This is a genomic window from Agromyces sp. P2_B3 (genome assembly GCF_056404815.1).
In genome coordinates, this window is the sequence record NZ_JBFUDH010000015.1 from 1 (window position 1) to 17,480 (window position 17,480).

Sequence of the window (17,480 nt, forward strand, 5' to 3'; positions counted from 1 at the left end):
GACCGCCGCCGCGCGCCCCCGCCCGCCGCGCCGCCCGCCCGACCACGCGAGGTGACGCGAATCGACCTTCCCGAGCGCCGGAAGGTCGATTCGCGTCATCTCGACGACGCGCCGACCACGCTGACGGCCGACGATCGCCAGACGCCCGCGCGGGGCGCCCGAATCCCGCGTCAGGCGTCGCGTGCTGGCGCGGGCAGCGACACGTCGAGCAGCGCCGCGGCGACCGACCGGATGAGCGCGGTGACCTCGCCGTGGGTCTTGGTGCCCGCGAGGATGTCCATCACGAGGCCGTCCTCCAGCGCGACGAGCGCCCAGGCCACCTCGGTGACCTGGATGCGCGGATGGAAGACGCCGTCGGCGACGCCGTCGTCGAGGATTCCGACATAGATCTCGACCTGGCGACGGTCGAGGGCGTGGTCGGCGTCGTTGAGCGACTCGTCGCGCAGGCCGGCCGGCCAGAACTCGTAGAGGATGCGCGACTCGTCACCCTCGAGCCCGCCGGTGCTGCCGGCCTCGATGGCGGCCGTGAGCCGCTGAGCCGGAGTACTTGCCTCCGTGACCGCCCGGCTGATGGTGTCGATGAACCGGTCGCTCGCCGCATAGACGAGCTCGCGCACGATCTCGTTGAGCCCCGTGAAGTAGTAGAGCACCGCCGACGGCTCCATGTCTGCGGCGGTCGCGATGGCACGCAGCGTGGTGCCCTCGGCGCCTTCGCGTACGGCCACGTGACGGGCGGCGTCGAGGATGGCGAGGCGACGCTCGGCCTTGCGGTTGGGACGGGGCACCCGTTCATTCTGCCGCGATCGGCGGCGAAGGCGTCCCGCGCACGCCGTTCTCTGAATCACGTACGGAGAACACTTGACGTTCGACCGCCTGATTGTTTGAATGCCATTCAACTGAGTTGTCTGAAGATCGTTCAGACAACGCTCGCAGTCGAAGGAGACTCGATGAGCCCGACACCTCTCGCCCCGGCGGCGTTGCCCACGGCGGGCGCACCCGACAAGGGCCTCCAACGCAACGCGCTCGGCCTCGGCCGCATCGTGGCACTCGGCCTCGCCGCCGTCGCCCCGGCGTACAGCCTCGCGGTCACGCTCGGATACGTGGTCGGGGCCGTCGGTGTGCAGACCCCGGCCGCCTTCCTGCTCGGCTTCGTGCCGATCCTCTTCACCGCGTTCGCGTTCCGCGACCTGAATCGGGCCATGCCCGACTGCGGCGGCGTCTTCGTCTGGATCTCGCGGGCGCTCGGCCCGTTCGCGGGATGGTTCTTCGGGGGATGGGTGCCGCAGGTCGCGACGTTCATCGCCACGGCTGCGCTCGCCGAGGTCGCCACGGTGTACCTCCTCGACGCCGTCGGACTCGGGTTCATCACCGACGATCCCGTCGCGACGATCGCGATCGCGATCGGCCTCATCGCGCTCAGTGCCGCGGTCGCCGTGCGAGGGATCGAGCTCGCGGCCTGGATCCAGTACGCCCTCATCGCGCTGCAGATCGTGGCGATCGGCGGATTCTGCGTGGCCGCGTTCTCGGCGATAGCCGCCGGCACCGCGCCCTCGACCGGCGAGCCGGTGAGCCTCAGCTGGTTCAACCCGCTGGCCGTCGGCGATCCCGCCGGACTCGTCGCGGGCGTCATCCTGTGCCTGTTCATCTACTGGGGCTGGGACGCGCTCATCTCCGTCAACGAGGAGACGACGGAGCGTTCCCGTACGCCGGGTCGTGCCGTGATCATCTCGACGGTCATCCTGCTCGTGCTCTACTGCGGCGCCTCGGTCGCCGCGATCGGCTACGGCGGGGTCGACCTGATCACGTCGGATGCCGCCATCGACGACGTGCTCTCGGTTCTCGGCCCGCTCGCCACGGGCGAGGTCTTCGGGCGGGTGATCACCCTCGCGATCGGGCTGTCCGCGCTCGCGGCGCTCTTCACGGTGGCAGTGAGCACGCCCCGCACCTGGCTCAGCATGGCCACGTACCGCGCCCTTCCCGCGAGCGTCGGCCGGGTGCATCGCGTGCACCGCACCCCCCATATCGCCACCTACTGGTGGGCCGGACTCAGCGTCGCCACGATCGTGGTGCTGACGCTCGTCTCGAGCGACTTCATCGGCCTCGCGATCCTCGCGATCGGCTTGATGGTCGCCGCCTACTACGCCGCCACCGCGATCGCGGCGATCGTCTACTTCGCTCCCGACCTGCGTCGCGGGCCCGGGCCCTTCATCGTCGCCGGTGTCCTGCCCGCGCTCGGCGCCCTGCTCATGATCGTGGCGTTCGTCGTGAGCGCGATCGACATGGCCCGACCCGAGTACGTGGGGGAGTCCGTCCTCGGCGTGGGCACCGTGTTCTGGATCGGCGTGGGCGCCCTGGCGCTCGGCATCATCGTCACGCTCCTGCTCCGGCCCGCGTTCCCCGAGTTCTTCGCCCGACGCGTCATTCCCGTCGGCACGGTTCGAGATCACGACTTCGTGATCGCCGATCCAGCGGATGCCGCGCCCGCCGTTGCAGCGCCCATCGCCGCCGAGACCGACCCGGCCCGCCCCGCAGACCCCACCCGAGAGGAGCGCTGATCGTGCGGACCCTGTCCATCGCCGCCATCCAGACCACCGCGGTCGCGCGCGACCTCGACGCCACGTGGCAGCGGTTCGCCGGCCAGGTGCGCGCCGCGGTCGCCATGCGGCCGCACGTCGACCTGGTCGTCGTGCCCGAGCTGCTGCTCGCGGCGCCCGGCCCGCTGCTCGTCGATGACCCGCAGTTCGACGAGCGGGCCGCGACGAGCATCCCCGGCCCGGTCACCGACCGGCTCGGCGACCTCGCCCGCGAGCTCGGCGTCTGGCTCGTGCCCGGATCCCTCGTCGAGCGAGACGACGAGGGCCGGCTCTTCAACACCGCCGTCGCGATCTCACCCGAGGGCGAGGTCGTCGCCCGCTACCGCAAGCTCTTCCCATGGCGGCCGTACGAGGCGCTGGAGCCGGGCAGTGACTTCGTCACGTTCGACATCCCGGGCAAGGGCCGGGTCGGGCTCGCGATCTGCTTCGACGGCAGCTTCCCCGAGGTGGCGCGGCAGCTGGCGTGGCTCGGCGCCGACGTGATCATCCAGCCCACGCTGACCACCACCCGCGATCGCGAGATGGAGGTCGTGATGTCGCGTGCGAACGCCTTCGCGAATCAGGTCTTCGTCGTCAACCTGAACGGCGCCTCGCCCGCCGGCGTGGGGGCGAGCGTGCTCGTCGACCCCGAGGGCACGATCATGCAGCAGGCCGGCGAGGGCGAGGAGGTGCTGTTCGGGGTGCTCGACCTCGAACGTGTGCGACTCGTGCGGGAGCACGGCACGTTCGGCCTGAACCGTCCCTGGACCCAGCTCGCCGACCAGTGCGCGCTCGTGCGGTACCCGATGTACGGCGGGGCGACCTTCCAGCCCCCGGCCTGGGCGGTCGATCCCATCCCAGCGTGACCGCCACCCCGGCGGCCCCGCCCGCCGGCCCGCGCACGGTGACGCGAATCGACCTTCCCAAGCGCCGGAAGGTCGATTCGCGTCATCTCGGCAGCTAGGTGCCCGGGTACGGCGGGGCGGATGCCGCGTGCGGGGCGGATGCCTCGTGCGAGGCGGATGCCGCGGCGCCGGCGTGCGCGGGGCAGGCGGCGGTGTCGCACGACGCGCACACGACGAGCTGCGTGCGGCACGCGGCATCCGTACAGTTGGCGGTGCGGTTCGTGGCCGCGCCGCACACCGTGCAGGTGCCGATCACCGCGGCGTGGTCGCTGAAGTCGACCGAGCCGCGCCCGTCGAAGACGTAGAGCGAGCCGTCCCACAGGCCGTCGTCGCCGTAGCGCTCGCCGTAGCGCACGATGCCGCCCTCGAGCTGGTAGACCTCGCCGAAGCCGCGGCTCGCCATCAGGCTCGACAGCACCTCGCAGCGGATGCCGCCGGTGCAGTAGGTCACGACGGGGCGCCCCTTGAGCTCGTCGTACTCGCCCGAGTCGAGCAGTCCCACGAAGTCGCGGGTGGTCTCGACGTCGGGCACGACGGCCCCGCGGAAGCGCCCGATCGCCGCCTCGAGCGCGTTGCGTCCGTCGAAGAACACCACGTCGTCGCCGCGTTCGGCCACGAGCTCGTGCAGCGCCTCGGGGGTCAGCCGGGTGCCCCCGCCGACCACGCCCGCGTCGTCGACGCGGAGCTCGCCGGGCGCCCCGAACGAGACGATCTCGTCGCGCACCTTGACGACGAGCTTCGGGAAGTCGAGGCTCGCGCCCGCCTCGTCGAGCCCGGTGCCCTCGCTCCACTTGAAGTCGATGTGCTTGAACGCCGGGTAGTCGCGGGTCTTGCGCACGTAACGCTTGAGGGCGCGCAGCTCGCCGCCGAGCGTGCCGTTCAGGCCGTCCTTCGAGATGAGGATGCGCCCGCGCAGCCCGAGCGACTCGGCGAGGTCGCGCTGCCAGAGGCGCACGGCGTCGGGGTCGGCGAGCGGGGTGAAGACGTAGTAGAGGAGGATCTTGGCGACGGCCACCCCGAGATCATACGGTCGGATGCCGCGAGCCGGCCGAGCGCGGCCGGCACCCCCGACTCTCCGACCCGCCCGTCAAGGGGGTCGCCCCGGCGCGCCCGCCGCATAGGCTGGCGGCGACCGCAGACGACCACTCCCGAGGAGGATCGCGATGCTCGACGTCGACCCGTACCAGGCACTGCAGGGCTTGCGGCCCGTGGACTCGTTCACCGTGACGAGCGCCGACTTCGAGGAGGGCGGGCCGCTCGGCCGCCCCCAGTGGAGTTCGGCCGCGGGTGGCGTCGACCGCTCGCCGCAGCTGTCGTGGTCGGGGTTCCCGGCGGCGACGCGCAGCTTCGCGGTGACGTGCCTCGATCCCGATGCGCCCAGCGGATCGGGCTGGTGGCACTGGTCGCTCGCGAACCTGCCGGCGTCGGTGACGAGCCTCGAGGCCGGTGCGGGCAGCGCCGGCGGCCCGCCGCTGCCCGACGGCGCACTCGTGCTGCGCAACGAGGAGGGCTCGCGCGGGTTCATCGGCGCCGCGCCGCCGCGCGGAACGGGCGTGCACCGCTACCTCTTCGTCGTGCACGCGCTCGATGTGCCGGGCCTCGAGCTCGACGCAGACGCCTCGCCCGCGATCCTCGGCGCCCGGTGCTTCTTCCACGCGATCGCGCGCGGCATCCTCACGGGGACGGCGACGCGCGACTGACCCGGGCCCGACGCGCCTCACGCGCAGCCCGCGCGCCGGGCGCCCCGAGACCCATCGGGTAGCGTGTGTGCATCATGCGCCCGATGCCGTTGGAGCCGAACAGTCGCCGTGTCGCCATCGGCTCCCGCCTGCGCGCCGCCCGCCAGGCCCAGCAGCTCACCATCGACGAGGTCGCGCGCATCACGGGACTGACCAAGGGGTTCCTCTCCCGGGTCGAGCGCGACATGACCTCGCCCAGCGTCTCGTCGTTGATCACCCTGTGCGAGGTGCTGTCCATCTCGGTCGGCTCCCTGTTCGAGGCGCCGGACGTGCAGTTCGTGCCCTCGGGCACCGGCCCGCGCATCAACCTCGGCGGCGTCGACACCGAGGAGCGACTGCTCTCGCCGCGCTCCGAGTCGCGCGTGCAGGTGATCCGGTCGGTGATCGAGCCGGGCGGCCACGGCGGCAAGGAGCTCTACGCGGTCGCCGCCGACGTCGACGTGCTGCACGTGCTGCAGGGCTCGGTCGTCGTGCGATTCTCCGACCAGGACTGGGAGCTCGGCCCCGGCGACAGCATCACCTTCAACGGTCACGAGCCGCACAGCTGGCAGGTCGCCGGCGACGGCGGCGCCGAGGTGATCTGGGTGCTCGTCCCGGCGCTCTGGAGCTCCTGACCGCGAGCCCTGCCGGCTCGAGCGCGAACGAGCCCGACGATGCCGGATGCCGGCTGCCCGCGGCATCCGTCTCGATGCGGTCTTGACGCGCGGGCGCATCGAGGCTATTTTGTGTGCAGTCGTAGTTGCCCCTGTAGCAACAAAAGATTCACAAGAAGCAACAAGCCAAGCAACAAGGAGGTTGCGAGATGACGCAGCCGATCGGTCCCATCGACAGCTCCAAGACGCCGCGCTACGCGGGCCCCGCCGGGTTCGCGCGGCTGCCCCGCCTCGACCAGGTCGACCACGCCGACATCGTCGTCGCCGGCGTGCCGTTCGACAGCGGGGTCTCCTACCGCCCCGGCGCGCGGTTCGGCCCGACGCACATCCGTGAGGCCTCGCGCCTGCTCCGGCCGTACAACCCCGCGCTCGACGTGTCGCCGTTCGAGGTCGCCCAGGTGGCCGACGCGGGCGACATCGTCGCGAACCCGTTCGACATCGGCGAGGCCATCGACGCCATCCAGGCCGCCGCGCTCGACCTGACCGCGAACGGCACGCGCCTCGTCACCCTCGGCGGTGACCACACCATCGCCCTCCCGCTGCTCCGCGCCGCGGCCGAGCGGCACGGGCCGGTCGCCCTGCTGCACTTCGACGCGCACCTCGACACCTGGGACACCTACTTCGGGGCCGAGTACACGCACGGCACGCCGTTCCGCCGGGCGTTCGAGGAGGGCATCATCGACACCGAGGCGCTGAGCCACGTCGGCACCCGCGGCCCCCTCTACGGCAAGAAGGACCTCGAGGACGACCGCCGCTTCGGCTTCGGCATCGTCACGAGCGCCGACGTCTACCGCCAGGGCGTCGACGAGGTCGTCGCGAAGCTCCGCGATCGCATCAGCGACCGCCCCCTCTACATCTCCATCGACGTCGACGTCATGGACCCCGCGCACGCACCCGGCACCGGAACTCCCGAGGCGGGTGGCATCACGAGCCGCGAGCTCCTCGAGATCCTCCGCGGGTTCCGTGGCCTCAACCTCATCGGCGCCGACGTCGTCGAGGTCGCCCCGGCCTACGACCACGCCGAGATCACCGGCGTCGCCGCGTCGCACCTGGCCTACGACCTGGTCTCGCTGCTCGCGATCCGGCACGAGGCGACGGATGCCGCGGGCGGCACGCCCTCGGCCGAGCAGCTCCTGCGCGAGGCATCCGTTGTCTGAGTCGATGATCGACGCGCGCGCGGTCGAGGCGACGGGCACGGCCGAGGCCACGGCCGTCCCCACCGCCACCCCCGACGCCCACGTCCGCAACGGCGGCGACGTCGTGGTCGAGTCGCTGGCCGCGCTCGGCGTCACGCACGTGTTCGGCATCCCGGGCCAGCACGCGCTCGGCCTGTTCGACGCGATCCGCCGCAGCGAGCTCGAGTTCGTGAGCTCGCGCGTCGAGAACAACTCGGCGTTCGGCGCCGACGGCTACGCTCGCGCGACGGGCGAGGTCGGCGTGCTGTTCCTCTCGACCGGCCCGGGCGCGCTCACCGCGCTCGGCGCACTGCAGGAGGCGTACGCCACCGGCGTCCCGGTGCTCGTCATCACGAGCCAGATCCCTCGCCGCGGACTCGGCGGCGCCCGAAAGGGCCTGTTGCACCAGCTCGACGACCAGCAGCAGAGCGCGCGCAACGTCACCAAGTCGACCGCGCTCGTCCGTGAGGCCGCGCACATCCCATCGGCCCTCGCCGACGCATGGTCGCTCGCCCAGGCGGCTCCGGCCGGTCCCACCTGGGTCGAGATCCCCGAGGACGTTCTGCTCGAGCCCACCGACGTGCCGCCGGTGCAGTCGGCGATCACGTCGATCCCCGAGCGGATGCCGCGACCCGAGCTCGTCGATGAGGCCGCCGCGCTGCTCGCGAGCGCCGAGCGCCCGGTCATCCTCGCCGGCGGGGGAGTGCGCCGCTCGCAGGGCGGCCGCGCCGCGCTCGTGCGGCTCGCCGAGGCCCTGGACGCCCCCGTCGTCTCGACCGTCGGCGGCAAGGGCGCGATCCCGTTCGACCACCCGCTGTCGGCGGCATCCTGGATCGAGGACCGCCACACGACCGACCTGCTCGAGCAGGCCGACGTGCTCCTCGCCGTCGGCACCGCCATCGGCGAGGTCACGAGCAACTACTTCACGTTCGCGCCGCGCGGCCGGCTCATCCAGGTCGACGCCGAGGCCCGCGTGCTGGGCTCGAACTTCCCGGGCCTCGGCATCCACGCCGATGCGGCCCTCGCCCTGGCGGCCATCGCCGACCGACTTCCGGCACGGCGCGAGGAGGAGCCCAGAGCCGAGCGACCGGATGCCTCAGCCGGCCGCGGCGCGTCCGGCGCCGAGACCGCGGCACGCCTCCGCGCCGACGTCGAGGCCCGCCTCGCCGCCCAGGATCTCGCACCCGAGCGCACGCTGCTCGCCGACCTCCGCGCCGCCGTGCCCGCCGACGCCCACACCTTCTGGGACATGACGATCGCCGGCTACTGGGCCTGGTCGGCCTGGGATCCCGAGCAGGGCGAGTTCCACTCCGCCCAGGGCTCGGGCGGCCTCGGCTTCGCGTTCCCCGGAGCGCTCGCCGCGGCGATCGGCTCCGGCCGGCGCACACTCGCCGTCTCGGGCGACGGCGGCGCGATGTACTCGATCGCCGAGCTCGCGACCGCCCGCCAGCACGACGCCGACGTGACCTGGCTCATCGTCGACGACGGCGGCTACGGCATCCTCCGCGAGTACATGACGGAGCAGTTCGGCCAGGCCACGGCCACCGAGCTCGCCCGCCCCGACTTCGCCGCGCTCGCCAGGGCGTTCGGCGTGACCGCCCATGAGGCGACCCTCGAGACCGTGGGCGAGACCATCGCCCGCACCTTCCGCGAGCCCGGCCCCGCTGTCGTGGTCGTGCCCGCCGTGTTGCGCATGTTCGCGCCGACACACCTGCAGTAACCCGACGCACCAGCCGACCCTCGACCGAGACCTGACGCAAAGGATCCAACGATGGATATCGCGATCATCATCATCTACCTCGCCGCCATGCTGCTGTTCGGCTGGTGGGGCAAGTCCCGCACCAAGAACTCGAGCGACTTCCTCGTCGCCGGCCGGCGCCTCGGCCCGACGCTCTACACGGGCACCATGGCGGCCGTCGTGCTCGGCGGCGCCTCGACCGTCGGCGGCGTCGGCCTCGGCTACAAGTTCGGCATCTCGGGCATGTGGCTCGTCGTCGCGATCGCCGTCGGCCTCTTCCTCCTCAGCATCCTGTTCGCGAGCCGCATCGCGAAGCTGAAGGTCTACACGGTCGCCCAGATGCTGAAGCTCCGCTACGGCGTGAACGCCACGAGCGCCTCGGGCTTCGTCATGATGGCCTACACGCTGATGCTCTCCGTGACCTCGACGATCGCCTACGCGACGATCTTCAACGTGCTGTTCGACACCGACCGCACGCTCTCGGTGATCATCGGCGGCGTGATCGTGATGCTGTACTCGTCGATCGGCGGCATGTGGTCGATCACCCTGACCGACATGGTGCAGTTCGTCCTGAAGACCATCGGCGTCTTCTTCCTGCTGCTCCCCTTCGCCTGGATCCACGCGGGCGGCTACGAGGGCATCGTCGACCGGCTCGGCGATGCGGCGTTCGACTTCACAGCGATCGGCGTCGACACGATCATCACGTTCTTCGTCATCTACACGTTCGGCATGCTCATCGGCCAGGACATCTGGCAGCGCGTCTTCACGGCGCGCTCGCCGAAGGTCGCGAAGTGGGGCGGCACCGCGGCATCCGTCTACTGCCTGCTGTACGGCGTGGCCGGCGCGCTCATCGGCACCGCCGCCGCCTCGTTCATGCCGGGCATCGAGGCGAAGGACGACGTCTACGCCGCCGTCACCCAGCAGATCCTGCCGATCGGCCTCAGTGGCATCGTGCTCGCGGCCGCCGTCGCCGCGATGATGTCGACCGCCTCGGGTGCGCTCATCGCCACGGCCACGGTCGCCCGCGCCGACGTCATGCCCATCGTGAAGCGGCTCTTCGGTCGCAGCGCAGCGGATGCCGCGGCGAACTCGAATCCCGAGCACGACATCCGCTCGAACCGCCTCTACGTCGTGGTGCTCGGGGTCGCGGTCATCGTCATCGCCGCCATGCTCAACGACGTGGTCGCCGCACTGACGGTCGCCTACGACATCCTGGTCGGCGGTCTCCTCGTCGCCATCCTCGGCGGCTTCGTCTGGAAGCGTGCGACCGGGGCCGGCGCGCTCTGGTCGATGGGGGTCGGCACGGTCGTGACGCTCGGCACGATGTTCGTCGTGCCCGGCGGCGTGATGGCGAACGAGCCGATCTACTTCGGCCTCGCCGCCAGCCTCGCGGCGTACATCATCGCCAGCCTGCTGACCCCGCGCACGCCGGCGTCGGTGCTGCAGATCTGGAACGACCGGCTCGCCGGCCGCGCCGAGCCCGAGGCGGATGCCGCCGAGCCCGACGCCGCGGTCCCCGCAGCGAGCCCCGGCGAGCCCATCGCCGCGACGCGGCCCGCCGCCGAGTAGGCCGGCGGCGGCACCGAGACTGGAACGGCGGATGCCTCGTGGGGGCGAGGCATCCGCCGTTCCGCCTGTCCGAGCGCATGTCTCAGCGCGCGCTGCGGTGCGTGTTCTCCGTCAGTGCTTGTTGCCCGTGAGGGCGAGCACCCCGCCGAGGCCGATCATCATGACGCCGCCGGTCGCGGCGAGGTGCGCCGCACGCTTGGGCGAGCGCGCGAACCAGTCGCGGGCCGCGCTCGCCGCGAGCGCCCAGACCGAGTCGCAGAGCAGCGCGAGCACGATGAACACGACGCCGAGCTCGAAGAGCTGCAGCGGGATCGATCCGGCGGTGAAGTCGACGAACTGGGGCAGCACGGCGACGAAGAAGGCGATGGTCTTGGGGTTGGTGACGCCCACGACGAAGCCCTCGCCGAGCTGGCGCCAGTGCGAACGGGGGGCGACCTCGCCGTTGACGGCGGCCGCGGCATCCGCTCGGTGCCGGATCGCCTGGATGCCGAGGTAGACGAGGTACAGGGCGCCGGCGAACTTGATGATCGTGAAGAGCACCACCGACTGGGCGACGAGCGCGCCGACGCCGAGGGCGACCGCCGCCACCAGCGGGATCATGCCGATGGCGTTGCCGAGCACGCTGAGCAGGCCGCCGAGGCGGCCGAGCGCGAGCGACCGCCCGATCACGAACAGCACGCTCGGACCCGGGATCACGATCAGCACGATCGACGTGAGCACGAACGCCCACAGGTTCTCGAGGGGGACCACCCGTGCATGCTACTCCGCGGGTGCGGCTGCGCCTCGGGCGGGTCCTGCTGCGCGTCGGGCGGGAGCTACTCCTCCTCGGGCGGCGGCGAGATCGCGGCGCCGAGCCGGATGCGCGTGCCGAAGGGATCGGCGATGAGCGAGGTGCGCTCGCCCCACGGCTGGTCGGTCGGTTCCTCCATCACGGATGCCCCGGCGCCGGCGAGCTGGGCCGTCACCCGGTCGACGTCGTCGACGTAGAACCAGAGCAGCACGTTGCCGGGCGGAGGCGGGTTCTCGGACAGCCCGAGGCCGAGCGACGACGAGCCCACCGCCAGCGACGCGTAGACGACCTCGCCGCCTTCCGGCGGAACGGTGAAGGTGTACGTGACGACCCCGCCGAGCGCGTCGCGGTAGAACGCGAGCGCCGCGTCGACGTCGGGCACCTCGAGGATGGGGAACGCGGATTCGATCATGAGGCCTCCTCGACGCGAGGCTACGCCGCGGGTCGGGATGCCGCTACGGTGGCAGTCGTGAGCGACCAGATCTCGGTGACCGTCGTCGACGGGCTCGGCCATGTGACGCTCGATCGACCCCAGGCCCTCAACGCGTTGAGCTACTCGATGATCCGCGAGCTCACCGACGTCTTCGAGTCGTGGCGCCACGACAGCGAGGTCGGCGTGGTCGTGATCGACGGGGCGGGGGAGCGCGGCTTCTCCGCCGGCGGCGACATCCGCGAGCTCTACGGCTACGCCGTCGACGGCAACGCGGGGGAGGCTCGCGAGTTCTTCCGCGCCGAGTACCGACTCGACGCCATGATCGCGCGCTACCCCAAGCCGGTCGTGGCGATCATGGACGGCATCACCATGGGCGGCGGCATCGGCCTCGCGGGGCATGCGGCCATCCGCATCGTGACCGAGCGATCGCGCGTCGCCATGCCCGAGACGCGCATCGGCTTCACACCCGACGTGGGTGGCTCGTGGCTGCTCGCCAAGGCGCCCGGCGAGCTCGGCGTGCACCTCGCCCTCAACTCCCGCACGATGGATGCCGCCGACGCGCTGCACGCCGGCTTCGCCGATTCGTTCGTGCCGTCCGAGCGCCTGCCGCACCTCATCCAGGCCCTCGCCGAGCGCGCCGACCCCGGCAGCCCGGCCGAGATCGTCATGCTGTTCGACGAGACGCCCGGCCCGTCCGCGCTCGCCCTCGCGCGCGACTGGGTCGACGCCTGCTACTCCGCGCCGACGGTGCAGGAGATCATCGCGCGGCTGCGGGCGTTCGCCGAGGGGCGCCAGACGGCGGCGAACCCCGCGGCATCCGCCTACGCAGCGGCGGCCGCCGACGAGCTCGAGACGCTCTCGCCGACGGCGCTCACCGTCACCCTCGAGGCGGTGCGTCGCGCACGCACGCTGCCGAGCCTCGAGGACGCCCTGGAGCAGGAGTTCCGCCTGGTGTCGTGGTTCATCGAGCAGCACGACCTGCGCGAGGGGATCCGCGCCCAGGTCATCGACAAGGACCGTTCGCCGAAGTGGAGCCCGGGCACGCTGGCCGGCGTCGATCCGCACCTCGCGGCCCGGGTCATCGAGGCGCGCGTGCACGAACCCGTCTGGCCCGATCGCCTCACGGCCTGACGCCCGCCGCGCGCCAGCGCCGCCGCCGCCCGAGGGGCGTCCCTCGCACGCCGCCCCCCGATCGGCAACCCCCGCCGCAGTTCGCGCGCCCCGGGCCATCCACAGGCCCCATTCGATACGGTGGGCACGTGAAGACCCACCACCTGCGCACCCACCGAAGCGACGAGAACCTGGTCCGCGAGGGTCAGCTCGCCTGGCAGCTGGCGGGGGTCGCGACCGACCCCGTCGAGCTCGACGACGACGTCGTCGACATGGTCGTGAACCGGGTGATCGACAACGCGGCCGTCGCGGCCGCCTCGCTCGCCCGCAAACCGGTCGTCTCGGCGCGCAGCCAGGCGCTCGCGCATCCGGTCTCGATCGGCGGCGACGGTGCCACGGTCTTCGGCGCGGATGCCGCACGCCGCACGTCGCCCGAGTGGGCCGCCTGGGCCAACGGCGTGGCCGTGCGCGAGCTCGACTTCCACGACACCTTCCTCGCCGCGGAGTACTCGCACCCGGGCGACAACATCCCGCCGATCGTGGCCGTGGCCCAGCACCTCGCCGCCGCCCGCGGCCTCACCGGGCGCGACATCGTGCGCGGCATCGCCACCGGCTACGAGATCCAGATCGACCTCGTGAAGGCCATCTCGCTGCACAAGCACAAGATCGACCACGTCGCGCACCTCGGCCCGTCGGCCGCCGCCGGCATCGGCACCCTGCTCGGGCTCGACCAGGAGACGATCTTCCAGGCCATCGGCCAGGCGCTGCACACCACCACCGCCACCCGGCAGTCCCGCAAGGGCGAGATCTCCACGTGGAAGGCGCACGCCCCCGCCTTCGCCGGCAAGATGGCCGTCGAGGCGGTCGACCGCGCCATGCGTGGCGAGACCAGCCCGGTGCCGATCTACGAGGGCGAAGACGGCGTGATCGCCTGGCTCCTCGACGGGCCGGATGCCTCCTACGAGGTCACCATCCCCGAAGACGGCGAGTCCAAGCGCGCCATCCTCGACTCCTACACGAAGGAGCACTCGGCCGAGTACCAGGCCCAGGCGTGGATCGACCTCGCCCGCAAGCTCCACGACGAGTACCCGCTGATCCTCGACGACCCCGACGGCATCGAGTCGATCACCCTGCACACCTCGCACCACACGCACTACGTGATCGGCTCGGGCGCGAACGACCCGCAGAAGTACGACCCCGACGCCTCCCGCGAGACGCTCGACCACTCGATCCCCTACATCTTCACGGTCGCGCTGCAGGACGGCACCTGGCACCACGCCGACTCGTACTCGCCCGAGCGCGCGCACCGCGACGACACCGTGGCGCTGTGGAAGAAGGTCTCCACGGTCGAGGACCCCGAGTGGACGCGCCGCTACCACTCCAACGACATCGCCGAGAAGGCGTTCGGTGGTCGCGTGGTCATCAAGCTGTCTGACGGAAACGAGATCGTCGACGAGATCGCGGTCGCCGACGCGCATCCGCTCGGAGCCCGGCCCTTCGCCCGCGAGCAGTACGTGCAGAAGTTCCGCACCCTCGCGGAGTGGGTGCTCGAGGAGGCCGAGATCGAGCGGTTCCTCGACCTCGCGCAGCACCTTCCCGAGCTCGGCCCCGACGAGCTCGGCGGCCTCACCATCACCGCGGCGCCGGGCGCGCTCGTCGGCGTCGACATCCCCACGGGGCTGTTCTAGCCATGGCGCGTGCCGACGGCGCGGGGCAGGTCGCGCTCATCACCGGCGCCTCGTCGGGCATCGGCGAGGCCACCGCGGTCGAGCTCGCCCGTCGGGGGTTCGTCGTGTACGGCGCTGCGCGCCGGGTCGACCGCATGGCGGCGCTCGCCGGCCGCGGCGTGCAGGTCATCGAGATGGACGTGACGGATGACGCGTCGATGACGTCGGGCGTCGAGCAGGTGCTGCGCGAGCAGGGCCGCATCGACGTGCTCGTGAACAACGCGGGCTACGGGTCGTACGGCGCCCTCGAGGACGTGCCGCTCGAGGAGGCGCGCCGCCAGTTCGAGGTCAACGTCTTCGGCCTCGCGCGCCTCACCCAGCTCGTGCTCCCGCACCTGCGCGCGCAGCGCAGCGGACGCATCGTGAACGTGTCGTCGATCGGCGGCAAGATGTACGAGCCGCTCGGCGCCTGGTACCACGCCACGAAGTTCGCGGTCGAGGGCCTCAGCGACTCCTTGCGCGTGGAGCTCGAACCCCACGGCGTGCACGTCATCGTCATCGAGCCCGGCGCGATCCGCACCGAGTGGGGCGGCATCTCCGCGGAGAGCGCGCTGACCCGCTCGGGCGACACCGCGTACTCCGCGCAGGCGCAGGCGCTCGCGAGGATCTACGGCGTGGCCGACCGCCCCGGCGTCGGGGCCGACCCGCGCGTCGTCGCGGCGGCGATCGGCAAGGCGGTCACCGCCCGTCGGCCCCGCACCCGCTACGCGGTGCCCACGAGCGCGAAGGCCATCCTGCTCGCGCGTCGGCTCCTCAGCGACCGCGCCTTCGATGCCGTCATCACGCGGGCCTACGGCATGCGCTGACGCCGGTCGAGCGGATGCCGCGCGCGGCGCCTGCTGCGCGGGATCGCCCCGAGCGCGGCATCCCCTGCCTGCGGCATCCGCCCTGCCTGCGGCATCCGTCCTGCCTGCGGCATCCGTCCTGCCTGCGGCATCCGCTCGGCCCTGGGGCATCCGCTCGAAGCTAGGCTGGATCGAAGGAGGCCCACCATGCTCTACGCCCAGACTCCCGCCCACGAGAAGCGCCGGCTCTTCCGCGAGCGCCTCGCCAGCGGGGAGATCATGCGGTTCCCGGGCGCGTTCAACCCGCTCTCGGCGCGGCTGATCGAGCAGAAGGGCTTCGAGGGCGTCTACATCTCGGGCGCGGTGCTCTCGGCCGACCTCGGCCTGCCCGACATCGGCCTGACCACGCTGACCGAGGTGGCAGGCCGGGCGAAGCAGATCGCGCGCATGACCGATCTGCCCGCGATCGTCGACGCCGACACCGGGTTCGGCGAGCCGATGAACGTGGCGCGCACGGTCCAGGAGATGGAGGATGCCGGGCTCGCCGGCCTGCACATCGAGGACCAGGTGAACCCGAAGCGCTGCGGGCACCTCGACGGCAAGCAGGTCGTCGACGAGCACACGGCGCTGCAGCGCATCCGCGCCGCGGTCGACGCCCGCCGAGACGAGAACTTCCTCATCATGGCGCGCACCGACATCCGTGCCGTCGACGGCCTCGACGCCGCCGTCGACCGGGCGAAGAAGCTCGTCGACGCTGGCGCCGACGCGATCTTCCCAGAGGCGATGTCGTCGCTCGAGGAGTTCGCCGCGATCCGCGCCGCCGTCGACGTGCCGCTGCTCGCGAACATGACCGAGTTCGGCAAGAGCGAGCTGTTCACGGTGCGGCAGCTGGCGGACGTCGGCATGAACCTCGTGATCTGGCCCGTGTCGCTGCTGCGCCTCGCGATGGGGGCCGCGGTGCGCGGACTCGACGAGCTCGAGGAGACCGGCTCGCTCAACGGCATGCTCGGGCAGATGCAGCACCGTGCCGACCTCTACGAGCTCATCGACTACGAGGGCTACAACCAGTTCGACACGTCGATCTTCAACTTCCGCGTCGCCCGCTGACCGGCGGCATCCGCCCGCCCGCCTGGCCCCACCCCGCCCGCCCCCCGCCCCGGCACAGTTGAGGACGCGTTCGGGGCCTTCGGACCCTTCCAAATGCCCCGAACGCGTCCTCAATCGGTTGGGAACCACGGCGAGAACGACGGCCGGCCTTCCCAGCCACGCCGATGGAGGTTCTTGGCGACGCGTTCGACGAGTCGGCGCGGCCTTCGGAGGTCGGCGTTCGTGATCTCCATCACGTGGAAGCCGAGCGACTCCAGCTCGGACTCCCGGGTGCGATCGCGTCGCCATTGGACGAGATCCGTGCGGTGATGGTCGCCCTGGTACTCGAGCACCTCGCCGAAGTCACGGAACAGGAGGTCGACCCGCGCGACGAATCGACCGCGGTCGAACACGACCGGGTTCACCGCTGGTCGGGGAAGTCCGCCGAGCACCACGATCGCGCGAAGCTCCGATTCCTTCGGCGACTCGGATGCCCGGTCGACCAGTGAGTGGGCGGCATCGAGCTTGGCGCGCTGGCGGTGATCCGGATACCGCTCGACCGCCCGACGGAGGGCGCCGGTGCTCGCCACTCCCGCGCGAACGGCCCAGTCGGCTGCGGCCACCAACTCGGGCACGGAGAGGCTGGCGGCGAGATCGCACCAGGTGCGGGCGACCGAGGTGACCGGCACGCCGGCCCGGTCGACGACGTCATCCTCGTGGAGGCGGAGGCTTCGACCGCGAACGCCACGACGGCGCAGCGCACGTCCGGGGCCGGGCGTTCCGATGTCCAGTTCCGCGCGGGCTCCCGCACGAGCCCGTGGTGGGAGTGGCATGCCGTGCAGTTCGGCTGCAGTGGGGCCGGAGACGAATGCGTCCTCGCGGCACACGAGGAGCACGGCGCGACAGCGCTCGGCGAGCGGTGCCCCCAGGGGCATCCGGATTCCCCTGATCGATCGATCGAGATCTCGGGATCTGAGGCGGTCGGCGGTCACGCCGGCACCGAGCGCATCGGCGGTGGTGAATCCGCGGGCGGCCAGCGCCGGGGGCAGGGGGGTCGGGCGGCGCACGCACCGATGGTGCCCCTTGGTTCCGATCCATGACGGTGGTCGGCGCGACGCAGCGCCGGCGTGCGCGGCCGGCGCAGCTGTGGAGGGATGGTGCGCGGCATCCGCGCCGAAGAGCGCCGTCCCGGAACCG

At 71.8% G+C, this 17,480-nt stretch carries 16 protein-coding genes; 11 read left to right on the forward strand and 5 right to left on the reverse strand.

What is annotated here, in order from left to right; all coding sequences use genetic code 11:
- Window positions 1–170: 170 nt before the first annotated feature.
- Window positions 171–785 (reverse strand): TetR/AcrR family transcriptional regulator, encoded by a 615-nt coding sequence (locus tag AC1DZA_RS16715; protein WP_476762691.1) that lies wholly within the window; start codon window positions 783–785, stop codon window positions 171–173.
- Window positions 786–947: 162 nt separating this feature from the next.
- Between AC1DZA_RS16715 and AC1DZA_RS16720 the strand changes: the two genes are divergently transcribed.
- Both AC1DZA_RS16720 and AC1DZA_RS16725 read left to right on the forward strand, forming a co-directional pair.
- Entirely contained in the window at window positions 948–2,555 is a 1,608-nt protein-coding gene (locus AC1DZA_RS16720; protein ID WP_476773589.1) for an APC family permease, read from the forward strand.
- Between the two features lie 2 nt (window positions 2,556–2,557).
- On the forward strand, window positions 2,558–3,439 hold the full coding sequence (locus AC1DZA_RS16725) for a carbon-nitrogen hydrolase family protein (RefSeq protein WP_476773590.1): 882 nt from the start codon (window positions 2,558–2,560) through the stop codon (window positions 3,437–3,439).
- A gap of 94 nt (window positions 3,440–3,533) precedes the next feature.
- Here the strand turns inward: AC1DZA_RS16725 and trhO are convergent, their stop codons facing one another.
- Window positions 3,534–4,493: an oxygen-dependent tRNA uridine(34) hydroxylase TrhO gene (trhO, locus tag AC1DZA_RS16730; protein WP_476773591.1), complete on the reverse strand. Its 960-nt coding sequence runs from the start codon at window positions 4,491–4,493 to the stop codon at window positions 3,534–3,536.
- A 148-nt stretch (window positions 4,494–4,641) separates the two neighbouring features.
- Between trhO and AC1DZA_RS16735 the strand changes: the two genes are divergently transcribed.
- The 5 genes from AC1DZA_RS16735 to AC1DZA_RS16755 all read left to right on the forward strand — a co-directional run bounded on the left by AC1DZA_RS16735 (window position 4,642) and on the right by AC1DZA_RS16755 (window position 10,352).
- Window positions 4,642–5,178, forward strand: a complete 537-nt coding sequence (locus AC1DZA_RS16735; protein ID WP_309975320.1) for a YbhB/YbcL family Raf kinase inhibitor-like protein — start codon at window positions 4,642–4,644, stop codon at window positions 5,176–5,178.
- Between the two features lie 74 nt (window positions 5,179–5,252).
- The gene (locus AC1DZA_RS16740; RefSeq protein ID WP_309975318.1) at window positions 5,253–5,831 is read left to right on the forward strand and encodes a helix-turn-helix domain-containing protein; all 579 of its coding nucleotides are present in this window, start codon (window positions 5,253–5,255) and stop codon (window positions 5,829–5,831) included.
- A 188-nt stretch (window positions 5,832–6,019) separates the two neighbouring features.
- Entirely contained in the window at window positions 6,020–7,027 is a 1,008-nt protein-coding gene (gene speB / locus AC1DZA_RS16745; protein ID WP_476773592.1) for an agmatinase, read from the forward strand.
- Window positions 7,028–7,031: 4 nt separating this feature from the next.
- Window positions 7,032–8,765, forward strand: a complete 1,734-nt coding sequence (locus AC1DZA_RS16750; RefSeq protein ID WP_476773593.1) for a thiamine pyrophosphate-binding protein — start codon at window positions 7,032–7,034, stop codon at window positions 8,763–8,765.
- Window positions 8,766–8,816: 51 nt separating this feature from the next.
- Window positions 8,817–10,352 (forward strand): sodium:solute symporter family protein, encoded by a 1,536-nt coding sequence (locus tag AC1DZA_RS16755; RefSeq protein ID WP_476773594.1) that lies wholly within the window; start codon window positions 8,817–8,819, stop codon window positions 10,350–10,352.
- Window positions 10,353–10,463: 111 nt separating this feature from the next.
- On the opposite strand, the gene AC1DZA_RS16760 is transcribed toward AC1DZA_RS16755, so the two are convergent.
- Both AC1DZA_RS16760 and AC1DZA_RS16765 read right to left on the reverse strand, forming a co-directional pair.
- A complete protein-coding gene (locus AC1DZA_RS16760; RefSeq protein ID WP_476762808.1) occupies window positions 10,464–11,102 on the reverse strand; it encodes a LysE family translocator in 639 nt (212 codons plus the stop codon).
- Between the two features lie 65 nt (window positions 11,103–11,167).
- Window positions 11,168–11,554, reverse strand: a complete 387-nt coding sequence (locus AC1DZA_RS16765) for a VOC family protein (protein ID WP_476773595.1) — start codon at window positions 11,552–11,554, stop codon at window positions 11,168–11,170.
- 57 nt (window positions 11,555–11,611) lie between these two features.
- On the opposite strand from AC1DZA_RS16765, the gene AC1DZA_RS16770 reads away from it, so the two are divergent.
- The 4 genes from AC1DZA_RS16770 (at window position 11,612) to prpB (ending at window position 16,304) form a co-directional block, all read left to right on the forward strand.
- The gene (locus tag AC1DZA_RS16770) at window positions 11,612–12,706 is read left to right on the forward strand and encodes an enoyl-CoA hydratase/isomerase family protein (protein WP_476773596.1); all 1,095 of its coding nucleotides are present in this window, start codon (window positions 11,612–11,614) and stop codon (window positions 12,704–12,706) included.
- Between the two features lie 128 nt (window positions 12,707–12,834).
- Window positions 12,835–14,373, forward strand: a complete 1,539-nt coding sequence (locus tag AC1DZA_RS16775; RefSeq protein ID WP_476773597.1) for an MmgE/PrpD family protein — start codon at window positions 12,835–12,837, stop codon at window positions 14,371–14,373.
- A gap of 2 nt (window positions 14,374–14,375) precedes the next feature.
- On the forward strand, window positions 14,376–15,218 hold the full coding sequence (locus tag AC1DZA_RS16780; protein ID WP_476773598.1) for an oxidoreductase: 843 nt from the start codon (window positions 14,376–14,378) through the stop codon (window positions 15,216–15,218).
- Window positions 15,219–15,404: 186 nt separating this feature from the next.
- On the forward strand, window positions 15,405–16,304 hold the full coding sequence (prpB, locus tag AC1DZA_RS16785) for a methylisocitrate lyase (RefSeq protein ID WP_476762466.1): 900 nt from the start codon (window positions 15,405–15,407) through the stop codon (window positions 16,302–16,304).
- Window positions 16,305–16,414: 110 nt separating this feature from the next.
- Here the strand turns inward: prpB and AC1DZA_RS16790 are convergent, their stop codons facing one another.
- A complete protein-coding gene (locus tag AC1DZA_RS16790; RefSeq protein ID WP_476773599.1) occupies window positions 16,415–17,218 on the reverse strand; it encodes a hypothetical protein in 804 nt (267 codons plus the stop codon).
- Between the last annotated feature and the right edge of the window lie 262 nt (window positions 17,219–17,480).

Excerpts from the sequence above, each read along its gene's own strand:
- AC1DZA_RS16780 (WP_476773598.1), top strand. The coding sequence starts at position 14,376 with ATGGCGCGTGCCGACGGCGCGGGGCAGGTCGCGCTCATCACCGGCGCC.
- AC1DZA_RS16720 (WP_476773589.1), top strand. The coding sequence starts at position 948 with ATGAGCCCGACACCTCTCGCCCCGGCGGCGTTGCCCACGGCGGGCGCA.
- AC1DZA_RS16750 (WP_476773593.1), top strand. The coding sequence starts at position 7,032 with ATGATCGACGCGCGCGCGGTCGAGGCGACGGGCACGGCCGAGGCCACG.
- prpB (WP_476762466.1), top strand. The coding sequence starts at position 15,405 with ATGCTCTACGCCCAGACTCCCGCCCACGAGAAGCGCCGGCTCTTCCGC.
- AC1DZA_RS16765 (WP_476773595.1), bottom strand. The coding sequence starts at position 11,554 with ATGATCGAATCCGCGTTCCCCATCCTCGAGGTGCCCGACGTCGACGCG.
- AC1DZA_RS16735 (WP_309975320.1), top strand. The coding sequence starts at position 4,642 with ATGCTCGACGTCGACCCGTACCAGGCACTGCAGGGCTTGCGGCCCGTG.
- AC1DZA_RS16755 (WP_476773594.1), top strand. The coding sequence starts at position 8,817 with ATGGATATCGCGATCATCATCATCTACCTCGCCGCCATGCTGCTGTTC.
- AC1DZA_RS16790 (WP_476773599.1), bottom strand. The coding sequence starts at position 17,218 with ATGCCCCTGGGGGCACCGCTCGCCGAGCGCTGTCGCGCCGTGCTCCTC.
- speB (WP_476773592.1), top strand. The coding sequence starts at position 6,020 with ATGACGCAGCCGATCGGTCCCATCGACAGCTCCAAGACGCCGCGCTAC.
- AC1DZA_RS16740 (WP_309975318.1), top strand. The coding sequence starts at position 5,253 with ATGCGCCCGATGCCGTTGGAGCCGAACAGTCGCCGTGTCGCCATCGGC.